This window comes from Streptomyces sp. NPDC058664 (genome assembly GCF_042716635.1).
Lineage (GTDB): Bacteria > Actinomycetota > Actinomycetes > Streptomycetales > Streptomycetaceae > Streptomyces.
Genome location: NZ_JBHXRW010000002.1, coordinates 184,017 through 200,675, shown reverse-complemented (window position 1 = coordinate 200,675; position 16,659 = coordinate 184,017). Strand labels below are relative to the sequence as shown.

Sequence of the window (16,659 nt, the reverse complement as noted above, 5' to 3'; positions counted from 1 at the left end):
GAGACGGGAACGGGGCCCGTTCCGCACCGTGGACGGTGTGGAACGGGCCCCGTGACCGGAGAGCGCGGGCTCAGACGATGAGGTTGAAGCCGCCCCAGCCGCCGCCGACGCGGACGCGGGTGGCGTACGGGTTCGGGTAGCCGCCCGTGTTCTTGTAGAACCACAGGTCGCCGGCGCCGTCCCGGGCGATCAGGTCCGGCTTGCCGTCGCGGTCGAGGTCGCTCGGGCCGACCATGACGTTGTAGACGCCCCAGCCGCCGCCGACCTTGGCACGGGTGGCGTACGGGTTCGGGGAGGCGCCCGTGTTCTTGTACAGCCACAGGACACCGGCGGTGTCGCGGGCGATCAGGTCCGGCTTGCCGTCACCCGTCATGTCGCCGGTGCTGATGAGCTCGTTGTAGATGTTCCAGCCGCCGCCGACACGGACGCGGGTCGCGAACGGCGACGACGGGACGCCGGTGCCCTTGTACAGCCACAGGACGCCCGACTTCTCCCGGGCTATCAGGTCCGGCTTGGTGTCGCCGTCCATGTCGCGGACGCCGAGGATCCGGTCGTAGACCCCCCAGCCGCCGCCGGTCCGCAGACGGGCCTTGAACGGCGAGGACGGGTTGCCGCTGCCCTGGTAGTACCAGAGCACACCGGAGCCGTCACGGGCCACGGCGTCACCGGTGCCGTCGGCACGGAGCGCGGTCAGCGGGGTGATGGCGTTGTAGCCGCCCCACCCGGGCCCGACCCGGTAGCGGGACAGGAACGGCGTGGTACCGGACCCGGTGCCCTGGTACTGCCAGAGGACACCGGAGGCGTCACGGGCGATGACGTTGTAGCGGTTGTCGGCGCGGACGGCGGGCTTGGTGGCCACTTCCTTGATGTCGCTCGCCTTCACGAACGCCAGGCGGTGGTTGTAGCGGATCGGGATGAAGACGTTGGTCTTGCCGACGACCCGGGTGCCGTTGGTGTTGTACGCGCTGGAGTAGTAGTCGCCCACCACGGGGTCGCCGGCCTTCGTGTACAGCTGCCCAGCCGGGAGGCTGTACTTCGTCAGCGACGCGTTGTTGCTGGGCTGGATCGACACGCCGGTGCCCGTGTAGGCGGCGTCCTCGGGGTACGCACGGCCGTAGACCGGGATCGAGGTGGCGCCGTCCTTGGCGGTGATCGCGTTCTTCACGCCGACGACGGCCGTGTACTGACCGCCGGGGTTGTGGAACCAGGCCTTCTTGCCGCCGTACCAGATGGCGGTCCAGTTGCTCCGCGACTCGGCGACGACGTGCGTGCTGCCGGCCGTGACCTTGTTCGCCCAGTTGGAACCGTACTGCCAGTTCGCCGTGAAGTACGGGTCGGTCAGCGCCTTGGTCTGGTCGGCCACGGGCTCCGAGTAGAGGTAGCCGAAGTTGACCGGCAGCGGGACGGTCGTCTTGGCGACCCCCGCGTCCGTGTACTTCATCGCCTGCTGGTTGGCCGAGGTGAACGGCGGGACGATCCGGACGAGCTGCCCGGCCTGGAGCAGGCCACCCGCGCCACCGGCGCCGGTGGGGGCGCCGACCAGGGACATGAAGTGGTTCCAGTCCCAGAACGGGCCGGCGTCCCAGTGGTCCTGGACCTTGCTGTCCAGGACGCTCGGCACCTCGTCGTGGCCGATGATGTGCTCGCGGTCCAGCGGGATGGAGAACTTCTGGGCCAGGTACTTCACGAGGGCGGCGGAGGACTCGTACTCCGGCTCGGTGTACCAGCCGGCGTCGCCCTTGATGGCGAAGCCCTCGTGCTCGATGCCGACCGAGTGCATGTTCACGGTCTTGTTGCCCGCGTGGAACGCCTCGTTCTTGGTCTCGACCATCTGGGTCACGCGACCGTCGGCCCGCACGATGTAGTGCGCGCTCGCCCACTTGTTCGGGTTCTGGAAGACGCTCACGGCACCGTCGTGGCTGCCCTCGATGTCGTGGATGATGATCTGGCGGATGTCGAACCCGCCGCTGCCGTTCGCGGTACGACTCGCGATGTTGTAGTTGCCCAGGTCCTGCTGGTAGGCGGCAGGGATGAAGCCGCAGACCGAGACCAGCTCGGGCGGGCACTCGACCGCCGGAGCGGTGGTGGCCGCGGTGCTCGCGGCCAGCGGCACGTTCGCCGGCTCGACCGGATCCACCGACGGGTCAGCCGGGAGGACCACCTGCTCGCCCTCCGCCGTGAGCTCCTGCTCGCCGGTCCGGATGGACTCGAAGACGCGCTTCGCGAAGAGGTCCGCGCCCTCCCGGTCCTCGGACTGGCTGTAGCGGGCCACGGCCGGGTACCAGGCGCCCGGGTCGTCGGACAGCTCGGCGCCGGCCTGCTTCTGGTAGTCGGCGAGCAGCGCCGCACCGGCCCGGATCGACTCGGCCGTGTCGTTCTGGACGGCGTCGGTCGAGCCGTCGATCAGCTCCGCGGCCTTGTCCAGCGTGTGCAGCTTCGGGTCGTCGGTGTCGACCGCCGCCTCGGGGACGGGCTCCAGCGCCTTCTTCTTGTCGATCTTCTTGTCGATCGACGGGTCGCCGGTGCCGTTCACGAGGTGCTCGAGGAGGTGCTCGCTCGCGTCGTCCTCGAGGTCCTCCGGGTCGACCTTCGTCAGCCCCATGACGTTGTACGCGCCGGTCGTGCTCGGCTGCCCGTCGTGCGACTCCCACCGAGTCTGGCGGTACGAGACCGCCATCAGCACGCTCTGCGGCACGTCGAACTCGCGCGCCGCGTTTGCGAACTGCGACTGCAGGGAAGTGTCCCCAGCAGCCTTCCCGTCGCCGGCCGCGCCCAGGAGGCCCGGCGAGGCGACCGCGATGGTGCCGATCGTGGCGGTGGCGACGACGGCGGCCGCCGCTCCGTACAAGAGTCGTTTCTTCTTGCGGTCCCTGCGGTGACTCTGGGTCACGCCCACCCCTGTGGTTCGACTGTGTACTTGTGAAACGGGCCAGAGGGTAACACCACTCGAAGACGTGAAGATCATCGACGGACATTTCGGGCGTGCGTCTCAGCCACTGGGCGGAGGGACAGGAGCGGACGAAGAACCCGTAATGTGGTGCGTGTGACCGTGAACGCTGATTCCCACGCCGTCGCCAAGGCGACCTGGCGAGACCTGCCCGCGGCGCAGCAGCCCGAGTACCCCGATGCCGAGGCTCTGCGCGATGTGATCGCGGACCTCGAGTCGTATCCTCCGCTCGTCTTCGCCGGCGAGTGCGACCAGCTGCGCGCCCGGATGGGAGCCGTCGCCCGTGGCGAGGCGTTCCTGCTCCAGGGCGGCGACTGCGCCGAGGCCTTCGACGCCGTGTCCGCCGACCACATCAGGGCCAAGCTCAAGACGCTGCTCCAGATGAGCGCCGTCCTCACCTACGCGGCCTCCGTGCCCGTGGTGAAGGTCGGCCGCATCGCCGGCCAGTACTCGAAGCCCCGCTCCAAGGGGACCGAGACCCGTGACGGCGTGACCCTGCCGACGTACCGGGGCGACTCGGTCAACGGCTTCGGCTTCGACGAGAAGTCCCGCATCCCGGACCCCGAGCGACTGAAGCGGATGTACAACGCCTCCGCCTCCACGCTCAACCTGGTGCGCGCCTTCACCACCGGTGGCTACGCCGACCTGCGCCAGGTGCACGCCTGGAACCAGGACTTCGTGAAGGCGTCCCCCTCGGGCCAGCGCTACGAGCAGCTGGCGCGCGAGATCGACAACGCCCTGAACTTCATGAAGGCCTGCGGCACCGACCCGGCCGAGTTCAAGGCCGTGGAGTTCTACGCCTCCCACGAGGCGCTGCTGCTCGACTACGAGGGCGCCCTGACCCGTACGGACTCGCGCACCGGCAAGCTGTACGACACCTCCGGCCACATGGTGTGGGTCGGAGAGCGCACCCGCCAGCTCGACCACGCCCACATCGAGTTCGCCGCGCGCATCGCGAACCCGATCGGCATCAAGCTGGGCCCGACCACCTCGGTGGACGAGGCGCTGACGTACATCGACCGTCTCGACCCGGACCGCGAGCCCGGCCGGCTGACCTTCATCGTCCGCATGGGCGCCGACAAGGTCCGCGACAAGCTCCCCGAGCTGGTCGAGAAGGTCACCGCCTCCGGCGCGGTCGTCGCCTGGGTCACCGACCCGATGCACGGCAACACCTTCGAGGCCGCCTCCGGCCACAAGACGCGCCGCTTCGACGACGTGCTCGACGAGGTCAAGGGCTTCTTCGAGGTCCACAAGTCCCTCGGCACCCACCCGGGCGGCATCCACGTCGAGCTCACCGGTGACGACGTCACCGAGTGCGTGGGCGGCGGCGATGAGATCTTCGTCGACGACCTGCACCAGCGCTACGAGACGGCCTGCGACCCGCGGCTCAACCGCAGCCAGTCCCTCGACCTGGCGTTCCTGGTCGCGGAGATGTACCGCGATCAGTAAGTAGGTACCTACGACGACGGGGCGCGGATCCATGTGATCCGCGCCCCATCGTCATGGTCGGGGCTTTTGCGGTCCCGCCGCGCCGGGTAAGGTTAGGTTAGCCTTATCGATCACGGCGGGAGGTGAACCGCGTTGTACGTCTGCTCATGCTTCGGTGTCACGGAGAAGCAGGTCAAGCAGCATGCCGACGCGGGCGCCTGTACGCCTCGCCAGATCGCCTCGGCCTGCAAGGCCGGCACGGACTGCGGTTCCTGCGTCCGTCGAATTCAGGCCATTCTCGGGCGCGGCAACTGCCCGCGCCGCGATCTCGTGGACCAGGGCATGCCCGCTCTGGCGGCCGAGCCCGTCGCGGAGCTGGAGGAAGCCGCCTAGGCGGGGTCGCTCAGCTCGGCTGCTCGATGAGCGTCGAGATGTACAGCGCCTCGCCCAGGGACTCGATCAGCTCCAGCTGCGTGTCCAGGTAGTCGATGTGGTGCTCCTCGTCGGCGAGGATCTCCTCGAAGAGGTTCGCCGAGGTGATGTCGCCCTTGGCGCGCATGACCTCGATGCCGCGCTTGAGGCGGTCGATCGCCTCCACCTCGACCTGGCGGTCCGCCTGGAACATCTCGGTGATGGTCTGTCCGACCCGCACGTGGAAGAGGCGCTGGTAGTTGGGCAGACCGTCGAGCATGAGGATGCGCTCGGTGATCTTGTCCGCGTGCTTCATCTCATCGATGGACTCTTCGCGGGTGTACTTGGCGAGCTTCGTCCACCCCTTGTTGTCCTGGATGCGGTAATGCAGCCAGTACTGGTTGATGGCCGTCAGCTCGCCGGTCAGCTGCTCGTTGAGGAACTCGAGGACCTCGGGGTCGCCCTGCATCGCAGAGGCTCCTTCCACGTTACGTGTCTATGCCGTCACTGGGCAGGATGGCCGCATCCTCGCACCCCGAATGGGGGTCGTCCAGTAAGTGCAGGCTTAGTGGGAGTTGCCCGAATCCGCTGGTGCGCGCGGTCTCCTGGTCATGACCACCCCTTGCCGTCTGTCACCATGGATGACATGGGTCAGCCGGAGAGCGGAGTACACCGGGAAGCGGGGCGGCCGGATCATTCGCCGGACCTTCCGCCGGGCCAGCGGCTCCAGCGCGGCTGGCCGGTCACCCATTACGGGCCCGTCCCCAAGTTCAAGCCGGACCGCTGGGAGTTCCGCGTCTTCGGGGCGACGGCCGACGGTGACAAGCGGTGCTGGAACCACGAGGAGTTCTCGGCCCTCCCGTTCGCCACGGTCGTGGCCGATCTGCACTGCGTCACGAAGTTCAGCATGCTCGGGGCCGAATGGGGTGGTGTGCGGGCCCGCACGATCCTCGACCTCGCCCCGCCCGCGCCGCAGGTCACCCATGTGATGGTGTGGGCCGAGTACGGCTACAGCGCCAACATGCGGCTCGCCGACTTCGCCGCGGACCGTACGATCTTCGCCACCCACAAGGACGGCGAGCTGCTCACCGCCGAGCACGGCTTCCCGCTGCGTCTGGTCGTCCCCCACCTGTACGCCTGGAAGGGCCCCAAGTGGGTCCGGGGCGTGGAGTACATGGCCGCCGACCGCCGGGGCTTCTGGGAGGAGCGCGGCTACCACAACCTCGGCGACCCCTGGACGGAGCAGCGCTACTCGTACCAGGAGGAGCCGGGGGACGGCCCGGAGCTGTAGCGCTCCGGACCGTCCGTCGGTGGTGCGTCCGAGCTGATCAGTGGTGGTACTGGTGGACCACCGCGTGGCCCTTGCCGCGGCCGATCATCCACTTGTTGACCGGCGTGGTGATCACGAAGGCGGCGGCGAGCGCGATGGCGAGCACGATCCAGAAGAACGGCTCCGTGAGGTGCGCGTCCATGGCGCCGGGCCAGAGGGCGAGCACGCCGTTGTCGATGATCTCCATGACCGCGATGGAGAGGGTGTCGGCGGCGAGGGCGACCTTGAAGGCCGTCCGGAAGTCCACGCCGGCGGCCAGGATGCCGCGCAGGGTGAGCGCGTAGCCGAAGAAGAAGGCCAGGACGATCGCGAGGATCATCGTCTGCATGTTGCCCCAGCCGAGCGCGGTGCCGATGACCATGCCGAGCACCTCGCCGATGGCGCAGCCGGTGAGGCAGTGCAGCGTGGCCCTGGCGGCCATGGACCAGGAGACCTTGCCGGTCGTGTGGTGGGCGCCGTGGTGCTCGTGGTGACCGTCGTGGCCCTGGTGTCCGGTGTGGTCCACGTGGCTGGCGTGGCCTGAGTGACCGGTGTGGTCCGCATGGCTGGTGTGGCCCGCGTGCCCCGCGTGGTCGCCGGTGTGGGTGCCGTGGTCGTGATGGGCGTGAGCGTCGTGCTGCATCGGGTGCCCCCATGGTCGGGTAGCGGTTCCTGCCTTCACAGGAACCGTATACCCCCTAGGGGTATTCATCAACGGGGAATCGTGACCGTGTCAGTCCCTGAGCTTCTTGAGCAGCTCCACGTCCGCGAGATGGCCCGCCTTGCCGCCGGGCGTCTCGATGATCAGGGGCACGCCCTCGGTCGCCGGGTGCCGGAGGAGGTTCCGGAACCCGTCCTCGCCGATGTGGCCCACGCCGATGTTGGCGTGCCGGTCCTTGCGCGCGCCCACGACGTCCTGGGAGTCGTTGGCGTGGATCAGCTTCAGCCGTCCTTCGCCCACCGTCTCCACCAGCTGGTCCAGGGTCTGCGTCGCACCGTGCGGACCGGTCAGATCGTGGCCGGCGGCGAAGATGTGGCAGGTGTCCAGGCAGATGCCGAGCTTCGGGTGGCGGTCGAGCGCGTCGAAGTACGGCCCGAAGTCCTCCGCGCGTGAGCAGAGCGAGGAGCCCTGGCCCGCCGTCGACTCCAGAAGCAGATACGGATCGTCCTCGTGCGTCAGCTCGTCGAGGAGCGGCAGCAGCCGTTCCCGTACCTGGGCGAGGGCCACCGCGCGCGGGCGACCCCCGGTCGCCGAGCCGGTGTGCACCACCACGCCCTTCGCGCCGATCTCCCGGCCGCGGCGCAGCGAGTGCCGCATCGACTCCACCGACTTCTCCGCGGTCGCCTCGGTGTGGGAGCCGAAGTTGATCAGGTACGGGGCGTGGACCCAGGCCGAGATCGACCCGGCCGCGCACTCCGCCCGGAACCGCTCGTCCTGAGCCGGATTGCCGACCGGGGTGGCCCAGCCGCGCGGGTTGGCGACGAAGACCTGCACGGCCTCGGCGCCGAGTTCACGGGCGTAGCCGAGGCCGGTCGTGGCGAGGCCACCGGCCACGGGGACGTGGCCGCCGACGGGGTTGCGCATGAGTCCTCAGAGTCCCTTGATCGTGATGGTGATGACGGAGCCCTCCGGCGCGGTCTCGCCGCCCTCCACGGACTGGCCGGTGACCGTGTCACCGAGGTACGGGAAGGACTTCTTGACCTCCACCTCGAAGCCCGCGTCCTCCAGGACCGTACGGGCGTCCCCGGTCGTCTCGCCGATGACGTCCGGGACCTCGACCGGTTTCGGGCCCTTGGAGACGGTCAGGGTGATCGTGTCGCCCTCGGCGGCCCGGCTGCCCCCGGCCAGGGACTGCGCGGCGACGGCGCCGGCCTCCTCGGGGGAGTGGATCCGCTCCGGGGCGACCCGCACGGTCAGCCCCTCCTCCCCGAGCAGGGCCGTGGCGTCGGCGACGGTCTCACCGGTGACGTCGGGCACGTCGATCGGCGCGCCCTTGCTGACCACCAGGGCGATCGCCGAGTCGGGGGCGCGCTCGGTACCGGGCTCGGGATCGGAGCTGACCACGGAGCCCCGGGCGACGGAATCGCTGAACGCGGTGGTGACCACCCCCAGCGCCAGGCCCTCCTTCTCCAGGGTGCGCCTGGCCTCGGCGAGCGGCTTGTTCCTGAGGTTGGGCACCTTCACGATCTCCGGGCCCCGGGAGAGGGTCAGGGTGACCGTGCCGTTGCCCCGGAGGCGCTCGCCCGGCGCCGGGTCGACGGCCATGACGGTGCCCCGCTCGTACACGTCGCTGAACGCGCGCTTCGTCGTACCGACCTCGAGACCGGCGTCGGCGATCCGCTTCGTCGCGACCGCCTCGGTCTGGCCGAGCACGGCGGGGACCCGGGTGAACTGGCCGGAATTGATGTACCAGACGCCGCCGCCGAGGCCGAGCGCGAGCAGGACGCCGAGGACGATCAGGAGGGGCCCGCGCGGGGGCCTCCGGCGGGCCGCGGGCCCGGGAGCCTCCGGCGCGGGCAGCCGGTTGGTGTGCAGGACCGGCTGGGGGTCCGCGCCGGCCACCGGCACGGGCCGGGCGATCACGCTGGTCCGGTCCTCGGCGGTGTTCCGGACCCCGGACCGCGCCAGCGGCGGTACGGCGTCCAGCTGCTCCTCGCCGAGCCCGGCGCGGGCGTCCCGGAGGAGCGCGAGCAGGGCGACGGCGTCGTCCGGGCGTACCTCCGGGTCACGGGCCGTGGCCACCGCGACCAGCCCGTCCAGCTCAGGGGCGAGGCCCGGAACGGCGGCCGAGGGGGCGGGCACGTCCGTGTGCAGGTGCTGGTAGAGCACCTGGGCGGGGGTGTCACCGGCATGGGGCTTGCCGCCGGTCAGCATCTCGTACAGGACGACACCGCAGGCGTACACGTCGGCGCGGGTGTCGGCCGTGCCGTGCTCGATCTGCTCCGGCGCGAGGTACGAGACCGTGCCGAGGACCGAGCCGGTGGTGGCCGTCGCCGAGCCCACGGCCCGCACGAGACCGAAGTCGGCGACCTTGACCCGGCCGTCGTCCCCTATCAGGACGTTCTCCGGCTTCATGTCCCTGTGCACGAACCCGGCCCGGTGCGCGGCGCCGAGCGCGGCGAGCACCGGCTCCAGGATGTCGAGCGCGGCCCGGGGCGCGAGGGCGCCGCGCTCGCGCAGGACGTCACGGAGGGTGCAGCCGGCGACGTACTCCATCGCCAGGTAGACGTACGCGCCCTCGGCGCCCTGGTCGAAGACGCCGACGACGTTGGGGTGCGCGAGCCGGGCGACGGACTTCGCCTCGCGGATGAAACGCTCCACGAAGGCGGCGTCGGTCGCGAGGGCGGGGTGCATCACCTTGAGCGCGAGGACGCGGTCGAGGCGGGTGTCGACGGCCCGGTAGACCGTGGCCATCCCGCCGACGGCGATGCGCGCGTCGACGCGGTAGCGGCCGTCGAGCAGCCGCCCGACGAGGGGGTCCTGAAGGGTCGTGTCCACGGCGTCGAGTCTACGAGCCGTGGACGGGGCCCCCGCGCGGTCGCCCCGCTGTTGCAGCGCACCTGTGACGAGCACCGCACGGACCCCGGCCCCGGCCCCGGCCGCGCGCCGTCGCCCGCCGGCCGGGCGTCCGTTCTGGGCCGGGCGCCCGGCCGGGCAGGCGCCCGCTCCGGGCCGGGCGTCAGAAGGCCGGGCGTTCCGGGTCCAGGTGGGGGCGGCCTTCCCGCGGGGACGACGCCTCCGCGAAGTGGCGGCGGGGAATGCGTCCCGCCCGGTGCGCGAGCCGCCCCGCCTCGACCGCGTGCCGCATCGCCGCCGCCATCAGCACCGGCTCCTGCGCCCGCGTCACCGCCGACGCCAGCATCACCGCCGCGCACCCCAGCTCCATCGCGAGCGCCGCGTCGGACGCCGTGCCCGCGCCCGCGTCGAGGATCACCGGCACCCCGGCCCGTTCCGTGATCAGCTGGAAGTTGTGCGGGTTGCGGATGCCGAGGCCCGAGCCGATCGGTGAGCCGAGCGGCATGATCGCCGCGCATCCCACGTCCTCCAGCTTCCGCGCGAGGACCGGGTCGTCGTTGGTGTAGGGGAGGACGGTGAACCCGTCGTCCACCAGGGTCTCGGCCGCGGCGAGGAGCTCCTCCCCGTCCGGCAGCAGGGTCCGCTCGTCGGCGACGACCTCCAGCTTGATCCAGTCGGTGCCGAGCGCCTCCCGTGCGAGCCGGGCGGTCAGCACCGCCTCGCCGGCGGTGAAGCAGCCCGCGGTGTTGGGCAGGACCCGGATGCCGAGCCGTTCGAGGACGGAGAGGACCGAGCCCTGGACGGTCGGGTCCAGGCGCCGCATGGCGACCGTCGTCAGTTCCGTACCGCCGGCGATCAGCGAGCGCTCCAGGACGTCGAGGCTGGGCGCCCCGCCGGTTCCCATGATCAGGCGCGAGGAGAACTCCGCACCGCCGAGGGTGAACACGTCGTCGGACATCGCGCTCAGCCTCCCTGCACCGCGGTGAGGACCTCGACCCGGTCGCCCTCGGCGAGCGGCGTCGCCGCCCACTCGCCGCGCGGCACGACCGTCTCGTTGAGGGCGGCGGCCACCCCGGAGCGGGCCGTGGTCAGGGTGGCGACGAGGGAGTCGAGGGTGAGGGGGCCGGAGAGCTCGCGCGGCTCTCCGTTCACGGACACGTTCATGCGGGCTGCTCCTGACGTACGGGAGGGGCGGGGGAGAAACGGCGGGGGGTGAAGGGGCGCGCCTCGTCGGGGAGGACGCCCGTGGTGAGCACCTCGGCCATGACGTCGCCGGTGACGGGGGTGAGCAGGACCCCGTTGCGGTAGTGGCCGGTGGCCAGGTGGAGGCCGGGGAGGGCGGTGGGGCCGAGCAGCGGCGCGTTGTCGGGGGACGCGGGGCGGAGCCCCGCCAGGGTCTCGGTGAGCGGCAGCTCGGTGAGGCCGGGGACGAGTTCGTGGGCGTCGCGCAGCAGCTCGTACACCCCGCCCGCCGTCACCGTGGTGTCCCAGCCCAGCTCCTCGCTGGTGGCGCCGACGACGAGCTCGCCGTTCTCGCGGGGCACCAGGTAGACGTGGCTGCCCCGGACGACGGCCCGGACGGTCCGGGAGAGGAAGGGGGCGTACGCGGCCGGCACCCGCAGCCGCAGCACCTGGCCCTTCACGGGGCGGACGGGCGGCAGCACCTCGTCCGGCACGCCCGCGAGCCGCCCGCTCAGGCTTCCGGCGGCGAGGACGACCTGGTCGGCCGTCAGTTCCCCGCCGTCGGCGAGCACGGCACCGCGCGCCCGGTCCCGTACCACCGTCAGGCTCCGCGCGAGGGCGTGGTGGAAGACCACCCCGGCCCGTTCGCAGGCGACGAGGAGCGCGGCGGCCAGCCGGCGCGGGTCGACCTGGTGGTCGCCGTCCACCCGCAGCCCGCCGCGCACCCCCGGGGCCAGCATGGGTTCGAGGCGGCGGCACTCGCGGCCGCTGAGCCACTCCGACGTGAGCCCGCAGCGGGTCTGGAGGGCGTGGAGTTCGCGCAGGTGGGCCCGGTCGTCGGCGTCGAGGGCGACGGCGAGGGTGCCGCAGGCGCGGTAGCCGACGTCGTGACCGGTGGCTTCCTCGAGTTCGGCGACGAACGCGGGATAGCGCGCGGCGGAGGCGAGGTTGAGCCCGAGCAGGGTCTCCTCGCCGTAGTGGAGTTCGGTGACGGCGGCGAGCATCCCGGCCGCGACCCGCGCGGCACCGCCGCCGGGATCCGGGTCGACGACGGCGGTGCGCAGTCCGCGCCGCGCGGCCCGCCAGGCCGTCACCAGGCCGATGATGCCGCCTCCGACGACGAGGACGTCGGACACGCCGGACATTCCGGAGACGTCGTCGGCGCCGGAGATGCCGGGGACGTCCACGGCATCGGAGACTTCTGGGACATCGGAGACTTCGGAAGAACGCATGGGCGTCCAGCCCCTCCCTTCGCCGGCATGACCCGGATCAGGTTCGTACGGTCGGAGGCCGTCCCAGCCTCCCTCTCAGCCCGGTGCGTCCGGGCTCCCGCGAGTGCTTTACGTCCGCCAGACTAACCGCAGGCCTTTCCGGGGCCCAGGCCCCTCCCTTCCTGACGGTTCGTCAGATGCGTAAGGTGGTCGGGTGAGCGAGCAGAAGCAGGCCCAGCAGCATGTCGTGATCGTCGGCGCCGGGATGGCGGGTGTGCAGACCGCCGTGGCCCTGCGCGAACAGGGCTTCACCGGCCCCGTGACCCTCATCGGGGCCGAGCCCCACCAGCCCTACGACCGGCCCCCGCTCTCCAAGGCCGTCCTCCTCGGCAAGGCCGAGGACTCCGCCTTCGACGTCGACTTCGAGGAGCTGGACGTCGAACTCCGTCTCGGCCTCGACGTCACCGGACTCCGCGCCGCCGACCACGAGATCGACACCGAGGCGGGACCCGTCGGCTACGACACCCTGGTCGTCGCCACCGGCGCCCAGCCGGTCACCCTGCCCGGCGCCGAGGGCGTCCCCGGCGTCCACCTGCTGCGGACCCTCGACGACGCCGTACGCCTCGGGCCCGTCCTGGAGCGCCGTCACACCGTCGTGGTCGTCGGAGCCGGATGGATCGGCGCCGAGTTCGCCACCGCCGCACGCGAGGCGGGCTGCGCCGTCACCGTCGTCGAGGCCGCCGACCGCCCCCTCGCCGGCGCCCTGCCCGCCGAGGTCACCACCCCCATGGCCGAGTGGTACGGGGCCAACGGCGCCGAACTCCTCACCCACGCGCGCGTGGCCACCGTCGAACCCGGCCGGGTCCTCCTCGCCGACGGCCGTGAACTCCCCGCCGAGGCCGTCGTCGTCGGCATCGGCGCCCGGCCGGCCACCGGCTGGCTCGCCGGCTCCGGCATCGCCCTCGACCCGAGCGGCGCCGTCACCGCCGACGAGCGGCTGCGCACCTCCCTGCCCGACGTGTACGCCGTCGGCGACTGCGCCTCCTTCCCCTCCGCCCGCTACGGCGAACGCCTCCTCGTCCACCACTGGGACAACGCGCTCCAGGGCCCCCGCACGGTCGCCGCGACGATCACCGGGGCCGCCGACGCGCCGTACGACCCCGTCCCGTACTTCTGGTCCGAGCAGTTCGGCCGCTTCGTCCAGTACGCCGGGCACCACGCGGACGCCGACGAACTGCTGTGGCGCGGCGACCCGGCGGAGGAGGCCTGGTCCGTGCTCTGGCTGCGCGCCGGGGTGCCGGTCGCCCTCCTCGCCGTCGGGCGCCCCCGCGACCTCGCCCAGGGCCGCAAGCTCATCGAGACGGCCACCCCCGTCGACCCCGCGCGCGCGTCCGACCCGTCCGTACCCCTGAAGGCGGCGGTCCGGTAGGGCCCGAGTACCGGCTGTCGGTCCGGGATGGCAGGCTTGTCCTGTGACCGAGATTGACGTAAAGATCGATGCGCTCGTCCCCGCCTGGCTCTACGTGCCCGACATCGCGGAGATGCTCGATGTCGAGGTGACGCGCGTGCGGCAGCTGATCAAGGAAGGTCAGCTCATCGCCGTGCGCCGTGGAGAGAACAACGCCCTGCAGATTCCCGCCGCCTTCATCCAGGGCGACAAGATCGTCAAGGGCCTCGTCGGGCTCCTGACCGTGCTGCGGGACGACGGCTTCACCGACGAGGAGATGCTGGAGTGGCTCTTCACTCCGGACGAGAGCCTGCCGGGCACGCCCGCGCAGGCGCTCAACGAGAACCGCGGCACGGAGGTGAAGCGCCGCGCCCAGGCGCTCGCCCTCTGAGGCGCGTACGCACGAAGACACCACCAAGCGGGTGTCGCGGCGACCGGCCCCTCGCGGGGGCGGCCGCCGCGGCGCCGGCGACACCGACGGGGAAATCCGCCCCGTCGGCGACACCGACGGGGGAGTCACCCCGCCGGCGACACCTACGGGGGGACCCACCCATGCCCACGCCTCGTGAGCGGCTCGCCGACGCCCGCCTCTACCTGTGCACCGACGCCCGGAAGCGCCAGGGCGACCTGCCCGCCTTCCTCGACGCCGTGCTCTCCTCCGGCGTGGACATCGTGCAGCTCCGAGACAAGGGCATGGAGGCCGGTGAGGAGCTGGAGCACCTCGCCGTCCTCGCCGACGCCGCCCGCCGGCACGGCAAGCTCCTCGCGGTGAACGACCGGGCCGACGTCGCCCACGCCATCGGCTCCGACGTCCTCCACCTGGGCCAGGGCGACCTGCCCGTGCCCGCCGCCCGCGCGATCCTCGGCGGCGGTGACGACGTGCTGATCGGCCGTTCCTGCCACGCCGAGAGCGAGGTGGCCGCGGCCGCCGTCGAGCCGGGTGTGGACTACTTCTGCACCGGGCCCTGCTGGCCCACCCCCACCAAGCCCGGACGGTACGCGCCGGGTCTCGGACTCGTGCGGTACGCGGCCGGCCTGGCCCAGGACCGCCCCTGGTTCGCCATCGGCGGCATCGACGAGACCAACCTCGACGAGGTCCTGGACGCGGGCGCGCGCCGGATCGTCGTCGTCCGGGCGATCACCGAGGCCGACGACCCGGCCGCCGCGACCGCCGCCCTCGCCAAGCGGGTCAGGGAGCGCGCGGGGGTCTGAGGGCATCCCCGAGGCGTCTTCACGGCGACGCGGGCCCCCGAAGCGCCTTCCGCGGCGGTGTCCGAAAAGGTGTCCAGCACTCGGACGCGGTGTACACGGCGCCGCGCACCGCGTCTAACCTGCCGGTATGGCCCTTGGTACCGCTTCCGTCCGCTCGGACCGCGCCCGCACGGTCCGCGAGATCCTCGCTTCCGGCGGCACGTCGTACTCCTTCGAGTTCTACGCGCCCCGGACCGAGAAGGGCGAACAGGGCCTCTGGAACGCGATGCGACGGGTCGAGGCCGTCGGCCCCAGCTTCGTCTCCGTGACCTACGGCGCCGGCGGCTCCACCCGCGGCGGCACCGTGAAGGCCACCCAGAAGATCGCCTCCGACACCACCCTCACCCCGGTCGCCCACCTCACGGCCGTCGACCACTCGGTCGCCGAGCTGCGCAACGTCCTCGGCCAGTACGCCGACGCCGGCATCCGCAACATGCTGGCGCTGCGCGGCGACCCGGCCGGCGACCCCCTGGGCGAGTGGGTCGAGCACCCCGAGGGCGTCCGGTACGCCGCCGACCTCGTCCGGCTGATCAAGGAGTCGGGCGACTTCTGCGTGGGCGTCGCCGCCTTCCCGGAGATGCACCCCCGCTCCACCGACTGGGACACGGACATCCGGCACTTCGTGGACAAGTGCCGCGCGGGCGCCGACTACGCGATCACCCAGATGTTCTTCGACCCGGAGAACTACCTGCGGCTCCGCGACAGCGTCGCGAAGGCGGGCTGCGAGACCCCGATCATCCCCGAGGTCATGCCCGTCGTGAACGTGAAGACCCTCGGCCGACTGCCCCAGCTGAGCAACGCGGCCTTCCCCGACGACGTGAAAGAGCGCATCCTCGCCGTCAAGGACGATCCCGCCGCTGTACGCTCCATCGGTATCGAGTTCGCGACGGAGTTCTGCGCGCGGTTGCTCTCCGAGGGCGTCCCCGGACTGCACTTCATCACGCTGAACAGCTCCACCGCGACGCTCGAGATCTACGAGAATCTCGGACTGCACCAGCAGTCGTGACCGGTCGTACCCGCCCCGACCCGCGGCGGTGACCGTGGAGAGGGGCGGCGGGGCATGGGGTGGACGGTCCTCTACATCGCGTTCGGAGTGGTCGCACTGTGGCTGCTGGGGGAGGTGCTCCTCCAGTACAAGGCGCGGCTGCGCTGGCGGGTGCTCGCCTTCTGCGGCTTCCTCGGTGTGGTCGCGGGCGTACTGCTGTCCCTGGTGGCGGTGATCATCGCCGGGGCGGTCGCCTTCGCCGTCGGCCAGACCTATGTGACGCTCTCCTTCCGCCGGGGCTTCTCCACCGGCTGGGCGATCGGCGGCAATCCCGGCGCGAGCCGTCGTCGCAGGGCCGGCGCTCCTGAGCAGGCCGGGCCCACCCTCGAGGTCACCGAGCTCTCCTACGAGGGCCAGGACGCCTACGCCGGGCAGGGCACCGCCTACGCGGACCAGGACGCCGCGTACGCCGGGCGGGGCGACGCCGGTGAGCAGCACGCGGCGGAGACCACCGCGGTCTACGAGCCCCTGCCGATGCCCGACGACACCGGCCAGTACGGGGTCTACGACACGGGCCGGGACCAGGGCCACGGCGCCGGACAGGACCCCGCCCACACCGGCTACGAGACGGGTTACGGCACGGGGTACGACCCCTACGCGCCGGCCCACGAGCAGCAGCCCGCCTACGACTACGGCGCCGCCGGGCAGCAGCAGTACGCCGCCTACTCCGATCCGTACATCGGTCCGGGCACGGACGGCCAGCAGTACGGGTCCTACTACGGCGATCCGTACGCCCCCTCGTACACCTACGACACGCCGCCCGGCGGCGTCTGGGTCCCGCAGCAGCGCGACACCGAGCAGGCCCCCCAGCCGCCGCAGCAGCAGCCGGGGGCCCCGGGCCCGTACGGCTACGAGCCGCACCCGGACGACCAGCAGCAGTACCGGTACTGAGTGTGACCGCGGGGCCGTCG

16 protein-coding genes and 1 riboswitch are annotated in these 16,659 nt (G+C 71.7%); of the genes, 8 read left to right on the top strand and 8 right to left on the bottom strand.

The window, feature by feature from the left end; genetic code table 11:
• Positions 1–70 precede the first annotated feature (70 nt).
• Positions 71–2,890 (bottom strand): N-acetylmuramoyl-L-alanine amidase, encoded by a 2,820-nt coding sequence (locus ACFWUY_RS02605; protein ID WP_384101177.1) that lies wholly within the window; start codon positions 2,888–2,890, stop codon positions 71–73.
• Positions 2,891–3,043: 153 nt separating this feature from the next.
• On the opposite strand from ACFWUY_RS02605, the gene ACFWUY_RS02600 reads away from it, so the two are divergent.
• Together ACFWUY_RS02600 and ACFWUY_RS02595 are read left to right on the top strand one after the other, a co-directional pair.
• Complete coding sequence (locus ACFWUY_RS02600; protein ID WP_384101175.1) at positions 3,044–4,396, top strand: class II 3-deoxy-7-phosphoheptulonate synthase; 1,353 nt, start codon at positions 3,044–3,046, stop codon at positions 4,394–4,396.
• 132 nt (positions 4,397–4,528) lie between these two features.
• Positions 4,529–4,768: a bacterioferritin-associated ferredoxin gene (locus ACFWUY_RS02595; protein ID WP_384101173.1), complete on the top strand. Its 240-nt coding sequence runs from the start codon at positions 4,529–4,531 to the stop codon at positions 4,766–4,768.
• 10 nt (positions 4,769–4,778) lie between these two features.
• Here the strand turns inward: ACFWUY_RS02595 and bfr are convergent, their stop codons facing one another.
• Entirely contained in the window at positions 4,779–5,255 is a 477-nt protein-coding gene (bfr, locus tag ACFWUY_RS02590) for a bacterioferritin (protein ID WP_024755581.1), read from the bottom strand.
• A gap of 177 nt (positions 5,256–5,432) precedes the next feature.
• On the opposite strand from bfr, the gene ACFWUY_RS02585 reads away from it, so the two are divergent.
• Positions 5,433–6,077, top strand: coding sequence for a sulfite oxidase-like oxidoreductase (locus ACFWUY_RS02585; protein ID WP_384101171.1), 645 nt, complete (start codon positions 5,433–5,435; stop codon positions 6,075–6,077).
• Positions 6,078–6,114: 37 nt separating this feature from the next.
• Here ACFWUY_RS02585 and ACFWUY_RS02580 read toward each other — a convergent pair whose 3' ends face one another.
• The 6 genes from ACFWUY_RS02580 to thiO all read right to left on the bottom strand — a co-directional run bounded on the left by ACFWUY_RS02580 (position 6,115) and on the right by thiO (position 11,939).
• Positions 6,115–6,738 (bottom strand): DUF4396 domain-containing protein, encoded by a 624-nt coding sequence (locus ACFWUY_RS02580; RefSeq protein WP_384101169.1) that lies wholly within the window; start codon positions 6,736–6,738, stop codon positions 6,115–6,117.
• 90 nt (positions 6,739–6,828) lie between these two features.
• A complete protein-coding gene (locus tag ACFWUY_RS02575; protein WP_384101167.1) occupies positions 6,829–7,680 on the bottom strand; it encodes a deoxyribonuclease IV in 852 nt (283 codons plus the stop codon).
• 6 nt (positions 7,681–7,686) lie between these two features.
• A complete protein-coding gene (pknB, locus tag ACFWUY_RS02570) occupies positions 7,687–9,594 on the bottom strand; it encodes a Stk1 family PASTA domain-containing Ser/Thr kinase (RefSeq protein WP_384101165.1) in 1,908 nt (635 codons plus the stop codon).
• Between the two features lie 181 nt (positions 9,595–9,775).
• The gene (locus tag ACFWUY_RS02565; protein WP_384101163.1) at positions 9,776–10,570 is read right to left on the bottom strand and encodes a thiazole synthase; all 795 of its coding nucleotides are present in this window, start codon (positions 10,568–10,570) and stop codon (positions 9,776–9,778) included.
• Between the two features lie 5 nt (positions 10,571–10,575).
• Complete coding sequence (gene thiS, locus ACFWUY_RS02560; RefSeq protein ID WP_384101161.1) at positions 10,576–10,776, bottom strand: sulfur carrier protein ThiS; 201 nt, start codon at positions 10,774–10,776, stop codon at positions 10,576–10,578.
• On the bottom strand, positions 10,773–11,939 hold the full coding sequence (thiO, locus tag ACFWUY_RS02555) for a glycine oxidase ThiO (RefSeq protein WP_384101406.1): 1,167 nt from the start codon (positions 11,937–11,939) through the stop codon (positions 10,773–10,775). Before thiO ends, thiS begins: the two co-directional genes overlap by 4 nt.
• 84 nt (positions 11,940–12,023) lie before the next feature.
• Positions 12,024–12,137, bottom strand: a riboswitch (TPP riboswitch).
• Positions 12,138–12,219: 82 nt separating this feature from the next.
• Here thiO and ACFWUY_RS02550 point away from each other — a divergent pair.
• The 5 genes from ACFWUY_RS02550 to ACFWUY_RS02530 all read left to right on the top strand — a co-directional run bounded on the left by ACFWUY_RS02550 (position 12,220) and on the right by ACFWUY_RS02530 (position 16,639).
• On the top strand, positions 12,220–13,434 hold the full coding sequence (locus ACFWUY_RS02550; protein WP_384101159.1) for an NAD(P)/FAD-dependent oxidoreductase: 1,215 nt from the start codon (positions 12,220–12,222) through the stop codon (positions 13,432–13,434).
• Between the two features lie 43 nt (positions 13,435–13,477).
• Positions 13,478–13,843, top strand: coding sequence for an Rv2175c family DNA-binding protein (locus ACFWUY_RS02545; RefSeq protein ID WP_030219572.1), 366 nt, complete (start codon positions 13,478–13,480; stop codon positions 13,841–13,843).
• 161 nt (positions 13,844–14,004) lie between these two features.
• A complete protein-coding gene (gene thiE, locus ACFWUY_RS02540; protein ID WP_384101157.1) occupies positions 14,005–14,664 on the top strand; it encodes a thiamine phosphate synthase in 660 nt (219 codons plus the stop codon).
• A gap of 127 nt (positions 14,665–14,791) precedes the next feature.
• A complete protein-coding gene (metF, locus tag ACFWUY_RS02535; RefSeq protein WP_384101155.1) occupies positions 14,792–15,709 on the top strand; it encodes a methylenetetrahydrofolate reductase [NAD(P)H] in 918 nt (305 codons plus the stop codon).
• Positions 15,710–15,763: 54 nt separating this feature from the next.
• A complete protein-coding gene (locus ACFWUY_RS02530; protein WP_384101153.1) occupies positions 15,764–16,639 on the top strand; it encodes a hypothetical protein in 876 nt (291 codons plus the stop codon).
• Positions 16,640–16,659: the final 20 nt, after the last annotated feature.

Coding starts and splice junctions, on each gene's coding strand:
- bfr (WP_024755581.1), bottom strand. CDS start 5,255: ATGCAGGGCGACCCCGAGGTCCTCGAGTTCCTCAACGAGCAGCTGACC.
- ACFWUY_RS02585 (WP_384101171.1), top strand. CDS start 5,433: ATGGGTCAGCCGGAGAGCGGAGTACACCGGGAAGCGGGGCGGCCGGAT.
- ACFWUY_RS02580 (WP_384101169.1), bottom strand. CDS start 6,738: ATGCAGCACGACGCTCACGCCCATCACGACCACGGCACCCACACCGGC.
- ACFWUY_RS02575 (WP_384101167.1), bottom strand. CDS start 7,680: ATGCGCAACCCCGTCGGCGGCCACGTCCCCGTGGCCGGTGGCCTCGCC.
- ACFWUY_RS02565 (WP_384101163.1), bottom strand. CDS start 10,570: ATGTCCGACGACGTGTTCACCCTCGGCGGTGCGGAGTTCTCCTCGCGC.
- thiS (WP_384101161.1), bottom strand. CDS start 10,776: ATGAACGTGTCCGTGAACGGAGAGCCGCGCGAGCTCTCCGGCCCCCTC.
- thiO (WP_384101406.1), bottom strand. CDS start 11,939: ATGTCCGGCGTGTCCGACGTCCTCGTCGTCGGAGGCGGCATCATCGGC.
- thiE (WP_384101157.1), top strand. CDS start 14,005: ATGCCCACGCCTCGTGAGCGGCTCGCCGACGCCCGCCTCTACCTGTGC.
- metF (WP_384101155.1), top strand. CDS start 14,792: ATGGCCCTTGGTACCGCTTCCGTCCGCTCGGACCGCGCCCGCACGGTC.
- ACFWUY_RS02530 (WP_384101153.1), top strand. CDS start 15,764: ATGGGGTGGACGGTCCTCTACATCGCGTTCGGAGTGGTCGCACTGTGG.